The organism is Pseudomonas sp. E315 (assembly GCF_055406205.1).
In genome coordinates, this window is sequence record NZ_JBUZPJ010000005.1 from 174,180 (window position 1) to 187,177 (window position 12,998).

The window sequence follows — 12,998 nt, forward strand, 5'->3', positions numbered from 1 at the left end:
AGACACCCATGTCACTGATATCCAACCAGGTCCCGGTTATCCGTAGCGATGCCGAAGCCCTGAGCATCGCCTATGAATTAGCCGAGTACTTCAAGCGCGACAGCGTGGTACGCGACCGAGAGCGGCGCCTGCCTCACGATGAACTGGAGCTGTTCTCAAGCACCGGGCTATGGGGCATCACTGTGCCCAAGGCCTATGGTGGTGCAGGCGTGTCCAACGTCACGCTGGCAAAAATCATTGCGTTGATTGCAGCGGCTGACAGCTCACTGGGGCAAATTCCTCAAAACCACTTTTATGCCCTTGAAGTGCTGCGCGTAAATGGCCGCCCGCAGCAAAAACAACGGTTGTACGCCCAAGTACTGGCAGGCCAACGCTTTGGCAATGCACTGGCTGAAATCGGAACTAAAAACGCTCACGAACGCACCACACATCTGGCCAAGGCTGAACACGGTTATCGCATCACTGGCCGTAAGTTCTACGCCACTGGCGCACTGTATGCGCAGCGCATTCCTACCTCAGTCGTGGATGACGACGGCATACAGCATCTGGCTTTTGTCCCGCGTGACAGCGACGGGCTGACCGTGATTGACGACTGGAGCGGCTTTGGTCAGCGCACCACGGGCAGTGGTTCGGTGGTGTTCGATAACGTGTTTGTTGAGGCCGAAGACGTCATCCCGTTTCAAAGTGCCTTCGAGCGTCCGACTCCGGTTGGCCCGCTCGCGCAGATTTTGCACGCTGCAATCGACACCGGCACCGCACGGGCCGCCTTCGAAGATGCGCTGCACTTTGTGCGTACTAAAACCCGGCCCTGGATCGACGCCACCACCGACATTGCCAGCGAAGACCCGCTGACGCTCAAAAGCTTCGGCCATTTGAGCGTGCGCCTGCACGCAGCCGAAGCGTTGTTGGAGCGCGCAGGCGAGTTTCTCGATATTGCTCAAGCCAACACCAACGCCAGCACCGTGGCCGCTGCTTCTATTGCCGTCGCCGAAGCACGGGCCATCAGCACCGAAATCTCACTGGCCGCAGGCAGCACTTTGTTTGAGCTAGCCGGCAGTCAAGCCACGCTGGCCGAGCACGGGCTTGATCGCCACTGGCGCAATGCTCGCGTACATACGCTGCACGACCCCGTGCGCTGGAAGTACCACGCGGTTGGCAATTATTACCTCAACGATGAAAACCCGCCGTTACGGGGGACCATCTGATGGCCAAAAAGAAGATCCTGCTCAATGCCTTCAACATGAATTGCATTGGCCATATCAACCACGGGTTGTGGACCCACCCGCGGGATAACTCCACTCAATTCAACACCCTCGAATACTGGACACAACTGGCGCAACTGCTAGAGCGCGGGCTGTTTGACGGGCTGTTTATCGCCGACATCGTGGGCGTGTATGACGTGTACCAACAGTCAGTTGACGTGCCACTCAAAGAGTCGATCCAGTTGCCGGTCAATGACCCGTTACTGCTGGTTTCAGCGATGGCAGCCGTCACCCAAAACCTCGGTTTTGGTTTGACCGCCAATCTGACCTACGAAGCCCCGTATTTATTCGCTCGCCGCATGTCGACACTCGACCACTTAAGCCGTGGCCGCGTGGGTTGGAACATTGTGACCGGTTACCTCGACAGCGCCGCCAAGGCTATGGGCCTGACCGAGCAAGTCGAACATGACCGGCGCTACGATCAGGCCGATGAATACCTGCAAGTGCTCTACAAACTCTGGGAAGGCAGCTGGGAAAACGGCGCGGTGCTCAACGACCCTGTGCAACGCATCTACGCCCAGCCCGACAAGGTTCATAAGGTCAAACATGCGGGTGAGTTCTATCAGGTGGAGGGTTATCACCTGTGCGAACCTTCGCCACAGCGCACGCCGGTGCTGTTTCAAGCGGGCAGTTCAGACCGTGGCTTGGTGTTTGCCGGGCGGCATGCTGAATGCGTGTTTATCAGCGGGCAAACCAAGGCTGCGACCAAAATTCAAGTCGATAAAGTTCGCGCCAGCGCCGTGGCGGCTGGGCGTAACCCTGACGACATTAAATTGTTTATGGGCCTGAACGTGATTGTTGCGCCCACCGAGGCGCAAGCACTGGCCAAGCGCGACGAGTATTTGAGCTATGCCAGCGCCGAAGCCGGTGTGGCGCACTTTTCCAGCTCTACGGGCATCGATTTTGCTGACTACGAATTGGACGAGCCGATTCAATACGTGAAAAGCAACGCCATTCAATCAGCGACCAAAGTGCTGCAAAACAATGACTGGACGCGGCGCAAATTGCTCGACCAGCACGCGCTTGGCGGCCGCTACATGACGCTTGTGGGCTCACCCGAACAGGTAGCCGACGAACTGGAATCGTGGATCTCTGAAACGGGCCTGGATGGTTTCAACCTGACCCGCATCGTCACGCCGGAAAGCTACGTCGACTTCATCGACTTGGTGATCCCTGAGCTGCAACGCCGGGGCTCTTATAAGACTGCTTATGACACGGGCAGCCTGCGGCAAAAGTTATTTACCGAAGGTGATGCACACCTGCCGCAGCGTCATACCGGCGCAGCGTTCAGACACGCCTCATAACCCAACCCTCGTAGTTTTCGGGTTCGCATTCTTATTTTTGACTGGATATAAACCATGAACAAAAAGCACATTTCTCACCCAGTCAAAGCACTGGTTCTGGCACTCGGGCTATTCAGCGGTTTGGTAAACGCCACCGAGCAACCCCTTAAAGTCGGCACCACCGCCGCCTTTGCCATTCCACTGGAAACCGCAGTGGCCGAGGCCGAAAAACAAGGGCTGAAAGTCGAACTGGTGGAATTTACCGACTGGATTGCACCCAACGTCAGCCTCGCCAGTGGCGATATTGATGTGAACTACTTCCAGCACATTCCGTTTTTAGAGAACGCCAACGCTGCGGCCGGGAGCCATCTGGTGCCTTACAAACCGGGGGTTATCAACAACGTCGGCCTGTATTCGAAACGCTACAAAAGCCTCGACGATTTACCTGTCGGCGCCACCGTGGCCATTGCTAATGATCCGATTAACAGCGGTCGCGGTTTGCAACTGCTGGCCAAGGCCGGGCTGATTACCCTCAAACCGGGCGTCGGCTACAAAGCCACTGAAGAAGACATCATCACCAACCCGAAGAAGATCAAACTCCTGCAAGTCGAAGCTGTTCAACTGGTACGTGCTTACGACGACGCCGATTTGGTTCAGGGTTACCCGGCTTATATCCGCTTGGCCAAAACCTTCGATGCGGGTTCGGCCCTACTGTTCGATGGCCTGGACCACCCCGAATACGTGATTCAGTTCGTGATTCAACCCAAAAGCAAAGACGACCCGCGTCTGGCTAAATTCATCGACATTTACCAGCACTCGCCAGTGGTCAAAGCCTCGCTGGATAAAACCTACGGCACCCTGTACCAACCTGGCTGGGGAGGCTGATTTATGAGCGTTGCCATTGCTCGCGAGCTGCTCGATAAGCCGCAGCCCAGCGCGACCCACACCCAATTGCATCCCGAGCTTAACCGGGCCCATGTGCGCTTTATTGGCGTGGGCAAAACCTATGACGGTCGCCAAGGCCCGGTTGATGCACTTCAGGGCATCGATCTGGCCATTCAACACGGCGAAATATTCGGCATTATTGGCCGCAGTGGCGCAGGCAAATCATCGTTGATTCGCACCATCAATCGTCTTGAACAGCCCAGCAGCGGGCGCGTGCTGATTGATCAGATCGATATCGGCGACTTCAACGAAAACGCGTTGGTCGCATTGCGTCGGCAAATTGGCATGATCTTTCAGCATTTCAATCTGATGTCTGCCAAAACCGTGTGGCAAAACGTTGAGCTGCCACTCAAGGTTGCGGGCGTGCCCAAGCCGCAGCGTGAGCAAAAGGTTCGTGAGTTGTTGGAACTGGTGGGCCTGCAAGGCAAACACGCAGCCTACCCCGCGCAATTGTCAGGCGGGCAGAAGCAGCGCGTAGGCATCGCCCGCGCACTGGTTCACGACCCCAAAATTCTGCTGTGCGACGAAGCCACTTCAGCCCTCGACCCTGAAACCACGCAGTCGATTCTTGGTTTGCTGCGTGAGATTAATCAGCGTCTTGGCCTGACCATCATTTTGATCACCCACGAAATGGCCGTCATCCGCGACATTTGCCATCGCGTGGTGGTGCTTGAACAAGGTCGCGTGGTCGAGCAAGGCCCGGTGTGGCAAGTGTTTGGCGACCCGCAACACGAGGTCAGCAAAACCTTGCTCGCGCCGCTGCAAGACACGCTGCCTGAAACCCTGAAAAACCGTATCACTGCCCAGCCGCAGTCGTCGCAATCGAGCGTGATTTTGCGCCTGCGCTTTACCGGTAGCCAACAACAGGAGCCCGATTTGGGTGCGCTGTTTGGTGCTCTTGGAGGCCAAGTGCGCTTGCTGCATGGCGGGGTTGAACAAATTCAGGGCCATGCCTTGGGCCAACTGCTGCTTAGCGTGACCAGTACGTCGCTGGGAGCAGACGAATTGCGCAAACGCGCCGAACAATGGGCACAACAGGTCGAGGTGCTGGGCTATGGGGTTTGATCGTTTATGGCAAGGCGTGATCGACACCTTTTTGATGGTGGGCGTTTCGTCGTTAGTCGCGTTGGTTCTGGGCATCCCGCTGGCCGTAATTTTGGTCACCAGCGGTAAAGGCGGGATTTATGAAGCACCAGCGTTGAACAAAGCATTGGGCGCGTTTGTGAACCTGTTTCGCTCCATTCCTTTTTTGATTTTGATGGTCGCCTTAATCCCGTTTACGCGTTTGATTGTCGGCACCACTTATGGCGTGTGGGCGGCAGTTGTACCACTGACCATCGCCGCCACGCCGTTCTTTGCGCGCATTGCCGAAGTCAGCTTGCGCGAGGTTGATCATGGGTTGATCGAGGCGGCTCAAGCTATGGGCTGCAAACGCCATCACATCATCTGGCACGTGCTGTTGCCAGAAGCCTTACCGGGCATTGTCGGTGGATTTACCATCACGTTGGTCACCATGATCAACTCCTCTGCGATGGCGGGCGCAATCGGCGCAGGCGGTTTGGGTGACATTGCCTACCGCTACGGCTATCAGCGTTTTGATACGCAAATCATGCTCACTGTGATTGTGCTGCTGGTGATATTGGTGGCCGTGATTCAGCTCGGCGGCGACCGTTTGGCGCGGGTACTGAACAAGCGCTGAGTAAAAGGAATGCCCCCTTCAGGGGTATTCCTGTCTGGCATGCAGCACCGTCACAATTTCGATTCGATCCGTCACTCGATAGATCACCACGTAATTGGGGTGCGCAACCATCTCCCGAGTTGCTGTCACTCGACCCAGCCGATAAAGATAAGGATGTTGAGGAAGAAGCTGTCGTAGCCACCTCAACAGCCTGATACAGCTCACTGGCTGCACCAAGACTAGGCTCGCTCACCTGACACCGCAAGCAAGCCAACACCGCTACACGATGCGGGAAGTGTCCGAGAAACATCTTTGTTCTGTGTCCGGCTAACTGTAGGCGCTGATCTGCACCCACAAAAAACCCCGAAGGGCTTGCGCCGTTCGGGGTTGTGGATCGTTCATGATTTACAACTTGGCGATGGACACTTCGGTGGATTTTACGAAGGCGATCACTTCGCTGCCGACCACCAGCTCCAGCTCTTTGACCGAACGGGTGGTGATCACAGATGTGACGATGCCTGAAGCCGTTTGTACGTCGATTTCAGAAAGCACGTCGCCCAGTACGATTTCTTTGATGTGGCCTTTGAATTGGTTGCGAACGTTGATGGCTTTAATAGTCATGGGGTCAATTCCTGTTTGGGATAGAAAGCTGAAGGTTATTGCGCCCAACGCAATTGCGTAGGCAACGGTGCAACAGGTTCTGGCTCGGGTGGCGAGCCGGGTAAAGCGAGGACACGATTGAGAACTTCGGTTTCCAGTGCGGCCAGTCGATGTGAACCCCGCACCCGAGGACGGGCCAGCTCAACCGTGAGATCAAGCCCCACTTCACCGTCTTCGATCAGGATCACTCGATCAGCAATGGCTACGGCCTCGCTGACGTCGTGGGTCACTAGCAGCACGGTAAAACCATGTTGGTGCCACAGGCGTTCGATCAATTGCTGCATTTCAATACGGGTCAGGGCATCCAGTGCGCCCAGCGGCTCGTCGAGCAGCAGTAAACGCGGCTGATGAATCAACGCACGGGCCAGCGCCACACGCTGTTTTTGCCCGCCCGATAACGCGGCTGGCCACTCATGGGCGCGCTCGGCCAGACCGACTTCTTCCAGTGCCTTGAGGGCCTTGGGCCGCCAGTCGCCAGTTAACCCCAGGCCCACGTTGTCGATGACTTTCTTCCAAGGCAGCAAACGTGCCTCTTGGAACATCAAGCGGGTGTCTTCACGGGCGTCTTGCAACGGCGCGCTGCCCGCCAGTAATTCGCCGCCAGTGGGCTGATCCAGCCCCGCCAGCAAACGCATCAGCGTGCTTTTGCCACAACCGCTGCGCCCCACAATGGCCACAAATTGACCCGCCGGGATGTGCAGATTGATATCGCGCAACACCTGACGCTCGCCAAACGACTTTTGCAGGTTGTTGATCGCCAGCGGAATGCCCTGACGCAAACGAGGAGGTTGTTGAGCCGTCATGCTGCACCGCCTTTTGCCACTTGATAGGCCGGGTGCCAGCGCAACCAGACACGTTCCAAACCGCGCGCGGCGCTGTCAGCCAGCTTGCCGAGTACGGCGTACAAAACAATCGCCAACACCACCACGTCAGTTTGCAAAAACTCTCGGGCGTTCATCGCCAGATAGCCAATGCCGGAGCTGGCAGAAATGGTTTCGGCCACGATCAACGTCAACCACATAAAGCCCAGTGCAAAACGCACCCCGACCAAAATGGAAGGCAAGGCGCCGGGCAGAATCACCTGCCAGAACAGTCTAAAACCCGACAAACCATAGCTGCGCGCCATCTCAACCAGCGCCGGGTCAACGTTACGAATGCCGTGATAGGTGTTGAGGTAGATCGGGAACAAAGTGCCCAGCGCGACTAGAAAAATCTTCGCCGACTCGTCAATCCCGAACCACAGAATCACCAATGGGATCAGCGCCAAATGCGGCACGTTGCGGATCATTTGCACTGAGCTGTCGAGCAGGCGTTCGCCCCACTTCGACAGGCCGGTGATGAAGCCCAACGCCAAACCGATGCCGCCGCCGATCACAAAGCCCAACCCGGCACGCCAGCCGCTGATGGCCAAGTGTTTCCAGATCTCGCCACTGCGCACCAACTCAACGCCAGCTGCGATCACAGCGCTGGGCGCGGGCAGAATCCGCGTCGACAACCAACCTGCCGACACCGATAACTGCCACACCGCCAACAGCAAGATCGGCAAGGCCCAGGGGGCCAGCTTGTGGCCAATGCTATTAAGGCTGAACGCCTTCGCCGTACTCATGACCGCCTCAGCTCTGCGACGCGGCTTTAGGGAGAATGTCGTTAGCGACCATCTCGCCAAACGGGCTCACGTAGCCTGCACTTTTTGGCAGCTCCGCACGTTCGATGTCCAGGTGCGGGAACAACAGCTCCGCCACGCGGTACGACTCTTCCAGATGCGGGTAGCCCGAGAAGATAAAGGTGTCGATGCCCAGATCTGCGTATTCCTTGACCCGCGCAGCCACAGTTGGGCCATCACCGACCAGCGCCGTGCCAGCACCGCCGCGCACCAGCCCAACGCCCGCCCACAAGTTAGGGCTGACTTCCAGATTGTCGCGGCTGCCGCCATGCAGTGCCGCCATGCGCTGCTGACCCACCGAATCAAAACGCGACAACGATGCCTGAGCACGAGCGATGGTTTCATCGTCCAGATGCGAAATCAGTTTGTCAGCGGCTTTCCATGCTTCTTCATTGGTTTCACGCACGATCACGTGCAAACGGATACCGAAGCGTACTGTGCGCCCGAGCTTGGCGGCCTTGGCACGCACCTGTTCGATTTTTTCAGCCACAGCGGCAGGCGGCTCGCCCCAAGTGAGCACCATTTCAACTTGTTCAGCAGCCAAGTCTTGCGCCGCTTCGGACGAACCTCCGAAGTACAACGGTGGACGCGGTTGCTGGATCGGCGGGTAGAGCAACTTGGCCCCTTTGACGCTGATGTGTTGGCCGTCGTAATCCACGGTTTCGCCTTCCAGCACACGGCGCCAGATGCGGGTGAATTCCACCGACGCCTGATAGCGCTCTTCGTGGCTAAGGAACAAGCCATCACCGGCCAGCTCTTCCGGATCACCGCCCGTCACCAGATTGAACAGCGCGCGCCCGCCTGACAGCCGATCCAGCGTGGCCGCCTGACGTGCAGCCACGGTCGGCGAAACGATCCCCGGACGCAGCGCGACTAAAAATTTGAGGCGCTGGGTCACGGGGATCAGCGATGCAGCCACCAGCCATGAGTCTTCGCACGAACGCCCGGTAGGGATCAGCACCCCGCCAAAGCCCAGGCGGTCTGCGGCTTGTGCCACTTGTTGCAGGTAACCGAAATCAACAGCGCGCGCGCCTTCGGAAGTGCCAAGGTAATGGCCATCACCGTGGGTAGGTAAAAACCAGAAAATATTGAGGCTCATGGAGTGGTCTCCTAAGTGGGTACGGCAAGCGTTAGAGGGCTTTGGCCACAGTGGCCGGTGGCGTCCAGATCACGTCTTTAATCGTCAGCGGCTTGGGGATCAGCTTGAGCTGGTAAAAGGCGTCGGCGATTTTTTGCTGTGCGTTGACCACTTGCGGGGTCAAAAACTGTGCGCCGTAGCCTTGGCGTTTAACCGCCGTCAAGGTGATCTCTGGCGGCAGACCCAGCAGGGGCGCAACGTGTTGGGTCACCTCTTCAGGGTTGGCCTTGGCCCACTCGCCGATGTTGCGCACCTCGTCGACCAAGGTTTCGATCACTTTGGGGTGCTGCTCGGCATAAGGTTTGGTGGCCAGATAAAACTGGTGGTTGTCAGCAATGCCGGTGGCATCACGCAGGGTGCGTGCTTGCAACTGTTGTTCGGCGGCGGCCTGATACGGGTCCCAAATGACCCAGGCATCTACGCTGCCACGCTCAAAAGCGGCACGGGCATCAGCAGGAGGCAGGAATACGGTCTGAATGTCGGTGTATTTCAGGCCAGCATCTTCAAGGGCGCGCACCAACAGGTAATGCACGTTGGAGCCCTTGTTGAGCACGACTTTTTTGCCTTTGAGGTCTTGCACCGATTTGATCGGTGAATCCTTGGGCACCAAAATCGCTTCACTGGTGGGGGCTGGCGGCTCGTAAGCGACGTACAGCAAATCGGCACCTGCCGCCTGAGCGAACACAGGCGGGGTTTCGCCCGTTACCCCAAAGTCGATTGAGCCGACATTCAAGCCTTCAAGCAGTTGCGGGCCGCCGGGGAACTCAGTCCATTGCACGTCCACACCTTGCTCGGCCAGACGCTTTTCCAGCGTGCCTTTGGCCTTGAGCAGCATCAGCGTGCCGTACTTCTGATAACCGATGCGCAGTGCATCAGCTTGGGCTTCAACAACAACGCCGAAGGACACAGCCGCAGCTAACAGTGCGACCAGACCGCGACGCAAAATGACAGGGCGCATGGCGCTCTCCTATTGCAGTTCGAGATTCAGGTGGCACCTGCCGAGCCGTTAGCGGATCAGTAAGGTGATGGTGCAGCCCCTACGGGGGAAGGGTCAGATGCTCCAGCGAGCCGTGATCAGGCGCTCGTTGAGGATGCTCGGGTCCAGCGGCTTGGGGCGGCGCGCCAGAGCGCTGTAAAAATGCTCCAGCGACTCGTTCAAGCGTTGTTCCAATACCGGCACCAGTTGCGCTTGTGCGCTGCCTTCGCCGTAAGCGATTTGGCTGTCTTCAGCAAAAATACCGTGAAGCATTTCCTGCGCCTTCAGTGCCGACAGCACAGGCTTGAGGGCGTAGTCCACGGCCAGCATGTGAGCAATGCTGCCGCCAGTGGCGATCGGCAACACCACTTTATGGCTCAGAGCGCGCTCAGGCAGTAAATCGAGCACTGTCTTCAGAGCCCCACTGAACGAGGCTTTGTACACCGGCGTGGCAATCACAAGGCCGTCAGCGTTTTCAATCTGTTGCAGCAGGTCGATAATTTTCGGGCTGTCGAAGCGCGCATGCAGCAAGTCTTCCGCCGGAAAATCACGTACTTGATAGCTCACCACTTCAACGCCTTGCTGGTTCAGCCAATGTTTGGCGCGTTCCAGCAACACCCCGGAGCGGGATCGTTGGCTTGGGCTTCCTCCGAGTGTCACGACCAGCATCTAGGCGTTTCCTTGAATGAATGTGTGCAATTCGCTGTCAGCGTTTTCGCTTGAGTGGAGAGACATTAACAGGTGATTTTTATATCCATAAATCATATTTATTCATTTGGTTATTCCATAAATGAATATATGGTTTAAACAATCACAGTCGAAAAAAAAGGCCGTCGAAACGGCCTCAAACCCTGTGCATATAAGTGCTGACTAAGGCTACTTGTTCGGTTGCGGCGTCAGGCGCAGGTAGGGCTTAACGGCGCGGTAGCCCTTAGGGAAGCGCTTTTTGATTTCGTCTTCGTCCTTAAGCGAGGGCACGATGACCACTTCGTCGCCGTCTTGCCAGTTAGCTGGCGTAGCCACTTTGTGGTTGTCAGTCAGTTGCAATGAATCAATCACGCGCAAGATTTCGTTGAAATTGCGCCCGGTGCTGGCCGGGTAGGTGATGGTCAGGCGAATTTTTTTGTTCGGGTCAATCACGAACAGTGAGCGCACGGTCAAGGTGTCACTGGCATTGGGGTGGATCAGATCGTAGAGGTCGGACACTTTGCGGTCTGCGTCCGCAAGGATCGGAAAGTTGACCACCGTGTGCTGGGTCTCGTTGATGTCTTCGATCCATTTGTGGTGGGAGTCCGCGGGGTCAACCGACAACGCGATGGCTTTAACGCCGCGCTTGGCGAATTCATCCTTAAGTTTGGCGGTGAAACCCAGTTCAGTGGTGCATACCGGGGTGAAGTCCGCCGGGTGCGAGAACAACACGCCCCAGCTGTCGCCCAGCCATTCATGAAAATGGATGTTGCCAGCGCTGGAATCCTGTTCGAAATCGGGGGCGATATCGCCAAGTCTGAGGCTCATGGTGCAGCTCCTTTTTATAGGGAATGGCAGGGCGTGATGGCTTACTTTGCCTGCACCAAAAAATATTTAAAAAGAATAAATATCGATTTATTTAGATCTGAAAGGAATATTAAAAACTGTTTCATTGGACGCGACAAAGCACCGGGTTCACTGTGAACTCAGATTTAGGCAAGGGGAGCGGCAGGATGCTGCGACATTTGAATGTGTTGCCCATTGACTGCAAGAGTCTTCGGTCAACACCCTGCCCGGCATTGCGCCGGGCAGGATTTTTCTTAGCTTTGCTCTAAGTGCGGCTTACAGCAACGGAATCGAGTAGCTGACGATCAGACGGTTTTCGTCCTGGTCGCGCTGGCCAGCGATATCGTTGCGCCACATGGCGTTTTTCCACATAAAGCCGAGGTTCTTCAGCGCGCCTTCCTGGATAACGTAAGCCACGGTGATATCGCGCTCCCACTCAGAAGCACCATTGCTCGCCTGCTTACCGCCAGCATAGGTGTCGATGTTATCGCCGCGCAGGTAAACCGCGCCTGCTGTCAGGCCTGGAACGCCGACTTTGGCGAAGTCATACGAGTAACGGGCCTGCCAAGTACGCTCGCCAGCGCGGGCGAATTTCGAGATCTGCATGTCAGTAGGGATGTAAGCCGACGAGCCGTCGCCCTGGTTCAGCCACGGGAAGTCGCTGCTGCCGTTGCTGACCTGATAACCGCCACCGAAGGTGTGACCTTCAACGGTGTACAGGAACAAGCCGCTGATCAGGTTGTTATCAACCTTGCCCTTACCGTTGCCCAGTGAGCTGTTGGCGTAATCACCGCTGCTGTAGTAGTCCGAGTCGTGACCGTTTTTGCCGTCATCGGTGCTGTGGAAGTAACGCAGGTCAGACTTCAATACACCCGGCCCGATGGCCCAGTTGTGGGTCAGGCCCAAGAAGTGCTGTTTGTAAAATTCAGACAGGTTGCCGTAGTAGTACTGAGCCAACAGATCCTTGTTGATCTTGTAGTCAGCGCCGGCATACAGGAACTTGTTGCTGTTAGCAGTGCGTGCTGCGGCGCCGCCAATGGACATTTGCTCGTTGTTGCTGGAGTTACGGCCTTTAACGTGTTCGATCTGACCACCGATCAGGGTCAGGTCTTTGAACTCGTTGGAGGTGATCTGGCCACCCTCAAAGGTTTGTGGCAGCAGGCGACCATCGTTGTACGAGATGACCGGCAGTTTCGGCATCAAAGTGCCGTAACGCAGTTCGGTCTGAGAAATTTTAGCTTTAGCTGTCAGGCCCACGCTTGAAAAGTCGTTAACGGCACGGCCATCGCTGTCCGTTGGGAATACAGTGCCGCCGTAGCTTGTGCTGTTTGGGTTGCCGTGACGGCCTTTGCCTGAATCCAGGCGCACGCCCAACAGACCAATGGCGTCAACGCCGAAACCTACAGTGCCTTGGGTAAAACCCGAGGTGAAGTCCAGCTGGAAGCCTTGGCCCCATTCTTCTTGGTAGTTTGAGGCCTTAGCGGCTTTAGTGCCCGAATCACGGTTGTCGTTGTTGATGTAGAAGTTACGCAGTTTCAGTGTTGCTTTACTGTCTTCGATGAAGCCGGCAGCACCTGCTTGCTGCGCCAACAACCCTACGGCCACAGCGATGGCCAAGGTGGACTTGTTCATTGTCTTGCTCCTTTACGTTTCTAATTTTTGTAGTTCTTTAGCCCGAAATCTGACGTCTCGGTGCTACAGATGCGCGATTAGCGCCAGACAGTGACTGACAAGTCAATCGTAACTATTGATGTCTACGACTTTTGTCTAGTCAGTTTCCGTTTGTGCGCAGGGTAATAGCTTTTTCATAAACCCAAAAAGAATTATTTAGAACTTTTTAATGCTTTCTAGGTATATGGC

The 12,998-nt window shown here is 56.2% G+C and carries 13 protein-coding genes and 1 pseudogene; 5 read left to right on the top strand and 9 right to left on the bottom strand.

From position 1 onward, the window contains the following. Positions 1-8 precede the first annotated feature (8 nt). The 5 genes from ACZRJQ_RS09715 to ACZRJQ_RS09735 are packed head-to-tail and all read left to right on the top strand — an operon-like array spanning position 9 to position 5,189. The gene (locus tag ACZRJQ_RS09715) at positions 9-1,205 is read left to right on the top strand and encodes an SfnB family sulfur acquisition oxidoreductase (protein ID WP_463978145.1); all 1,197 of its coding nucleotides are present in this window, start codon (positions 9-11) and stop codon (positions 1,203-1,205) included. Beyond that, positions 1,205-2,566 carry an LLM class flavin-dependent oxidoreductase gene (locus tag ACZRJQ_RS09720; protein ID WP_463978146.1) on the top strand — a complete coding sequence of 454 codons (1,362 nt, stop codon included), beginning with the start codon at positions 1,205-1,207 and terminating at the stop codon, positions 2,564-2,566. The genes ACZRJQ_RS09715 and ACZRJQ_RS09720 overlap by 1 nt, the downstream gene beginning before the upstream one ends. 54 nt (positions 2,567-2,620) lie before the next feature. Next, complete coding sequence (locus ACZRJQ_RS09725) at positions 2,621-3,430, top strand: MetQ/NlpA family ABC transporter substrate-binding protein (protein ID WP_463978147.1); 810 nt, start codon at positions 2,621-2,623, stop codon at positions 3,428-3,430. A gap of 3 nt (positions 3,431-3,433) precedes the next feature. Continuing rightward, positions 3,434-4,555, top strand: coding sequence for a methionine ABC transporter ATP-binding protein (locus tag ACZRJQ_RS09730; protein WP_463978148.1), 1,122 nt, complete (start codon positions 3,434-3,436; stop codon positions 4,553-4,555). Then, complete coding sequence (locus ACZRJQ_RS09735; protein ID WP_463978149.1) at positions 4,545-5,189, top strand: methionine ABC transporter permease; 645 nt, start codon at positions 4,545-4,547, stop codon at positions 5,187-5,189. Before ACZRJQ_RS09730 ends, ACZRJQ_RS09735 begins: the two co-directional genes overlap by 11 nt. Before the next feature lie 18 nt (positions 5,190-5,207). On the opposite strand, the pseudogene ACZRJQ_RS09740 reads toward ACZRJQ_RS09735, so the two are convergent. From ACZRJQ_RS09740 to ACZRJQ_RS09780, 9 genes and pseudogenes are all read right to left on the bottom strand, one after another. Then, a pseudogene (locus ACZRJQ_RS09740) lies at positions 5,208-5,388 on the bottom strand (type II toxin-antitoxin system RelE/ParE family toxin). A 185-nt stretch (positions 5,389-5,573) separates the two neighbouring features. Continuing rightward, complete coding sequence (locus ACZRJQ_RS09745) at positions 5,574-5,789, bottom strand: TOBE domain-containing protein (protein WP_003444581.1); 216 nt, start codon at positions 5,787-5,789, stop codon at positions 5,574-5,576. Positions 5,790-5,824: 35 nt separating this feature from the next. Next, positions 5,825-6,631 carry an aliphatic sulfonates ABC transporter ATP-binding protein gene (gene ssuB / locus ACZRJQ_RS09750; RefSeq protein ID WP_463978150.1) on the bottom strand — a complete coding sequence of 269 codons (807 nt, stop codon included), beginning with the start codon at positions 6,629-6,631 and terminating at the stop codon, positions 5,825-5,827. Further along, positions 6,628-7,434: an aliphatic sulfonate ABC transporter permease SsuC gene (ssuC, locus tag ACZRJQ_RS09755; RefSeq protein ID WP_463978151.1), complete on the bottom strand. Its 807-nt coding sequence runs from the start codon at positions 7,432-7,434 to the stop codon at positions 6,628-6,630. The genes ssuB and ssuC overlap by 4 nt, the downstream gene beginning before the upstream one ends. 7 nt (positions 7,435-7,441) lie before the next feature. Then, positions 7,442-8,590 carry an FMNH2-dependent alkanesulfonate monooxygenase gene (ssuD, locus tag ACZRJQ_RS09760; RefSeq protein WP_463978152.1) on the bottom strand — a complete coding sequence of 383 codons (1,149 nt, stop codon included), beginning with the start codon at positions 8,588-8,590 and terminating at the stop codon, positions 7,442-7,444. A 31-nt stretch (positions 8,591-8,621) separates the two neighbouring features. Next, entirely contained in the window at positions 8,622-9,587 is a 966-nt protein-coding gene (locus ACZRJQ_RS09765; protein ID WP_463978153.1) for a sulfonate ABC transporter substrate-binding protein, read from the bottom strand. 93 nt (positions 9,588-9,680) lie between these two features. Next, entirely contained in the window at positions 9,681-10,274 is a 594-nt protein-coding gene (ssuE, locus tag ACZRJQ_RS09770; RefSeq protein ID WP_463978154.1) for an NADPH-dependent FMN reductase, read from the bottom strand. Positions 10,275-10,481: 207 nt separating this feature from the next. Further along, positions 10,482-11,120 carry a peroxiredoxin gene (locus ACZRJQ_RS09775; RefSeq protein WP_463978155.1) on the bottom strand — a complete coding sequence of 213 codons (639 nt, stop codon included), beginning with the start codon at positions 11,118-11,120 and terminating at the stop codon, positions 10,482-10,484. A gap of 294 nt (positions 11,121-11,414) precedes the next feature. After that, entirely contained in the window at positions 11,415-12,770 is a 1,356-nt protein-coding gene (locus tag ACZRJQ_RS09780) for an OprD family porin (RefSeq protein WP_463978156.1), read from the bottom strand. Positions 12,771-12,998 lie beyond the last annotated feature (228 nt).

Bases quoted from the DNA above. Each gene is read 5' to 3' on its own strand.
- ssuC (WP_463978151.1), bottom strand. From the start codon at position 7,434: ATGAGTACGGCGAAGGCGTTCAGCCTTAATAGCATTGGCCACAAGCTG.
- ACZRJQ_RS09765 (WP_463978153.1), bottom strand. From the start codon at position 9,587: ATGCGCCCTGTCATTTTGCGTCGCGGTCTGGTCGCACTGTTAGCTGCG.
- ssuD (WP_463978152.1), bottom strand. From the start codon at position 8,590: ATGAGCCTCAATATTTTCTGGTTTTTACCTACCCACGGTGATGGCCAT.
- ACZRJQ_RS09715 (WP_463978145.1), top strand. From the start codon at position 9: ATGTCACTGATATCCAACCAGGTCCCGGTTATCCGTAGCGATGCCGAA.
- ssuE (WP_463978154.1), bottom strand. From the start codon at position 10,274: ATGCTGGTCGTGACACTCGGAGGAAGCCCAAGCCAACGATCCCGCTCC.
- ACZRJQ_RS09775 (WP_463978155.1), bottom strand. From the start codon at position 11,120: ATGAGCCTCAGACTTGGCGATATCGCCCCCGATTTCGAACAGGATTCC.
- ssuB (WP_463978150.1), bottom strand. From the start codon at position 6,631: ATGACGGCTCAACAACCTCCTCGTTTGCGTCAGGGCATTCCGCTGGCG.
- ACZRJQ_RS09730 (WP_463978148.1), top strand. From the start codon at position 3,434: ATGAGCGTTGCCATTGCTCGCGAGCTGCTCGATAAGCCGCAGCCCAGC.
- ACZRJQ_RS09725 (WP_463978147.1), top strand. From the start codon at position 2,621: ATGAACAAAAAGCACATTTCTCACCCAGTCAAAGCACTGGTTCTGGCA.
- ACZRJQ_RS09735 (WP_463978149.1), top strand. From the start codon at position 4,545: ATGGGGTTTGATCGTTTATGGCAAGGCGTGATCGACACCTTTTTGATG.
- ACZRJQ_RS09745 (WP_003444581.1), bottom strand. From the start codon at position 5,789: ATGACTATTAAAGCCATCAACGTTCGCAACCAATTCAAAGGCCACATC.
- ACZRJQ_RS09720 (WP_463978146.1), top strand. From the start codon at position 1,205: ATGGCCAAAAAGAAGATCCTGCTCAATGCCTTCAACATGAATTGCATT.
- ACZRJQ_RS09780 (WP_463978156.1), bottom strand. From the start codon at position 12,770: ATGAACAAGTCCACCTTGGCCATCGCTGTGGCCGTAGGGTTGTTGGCG.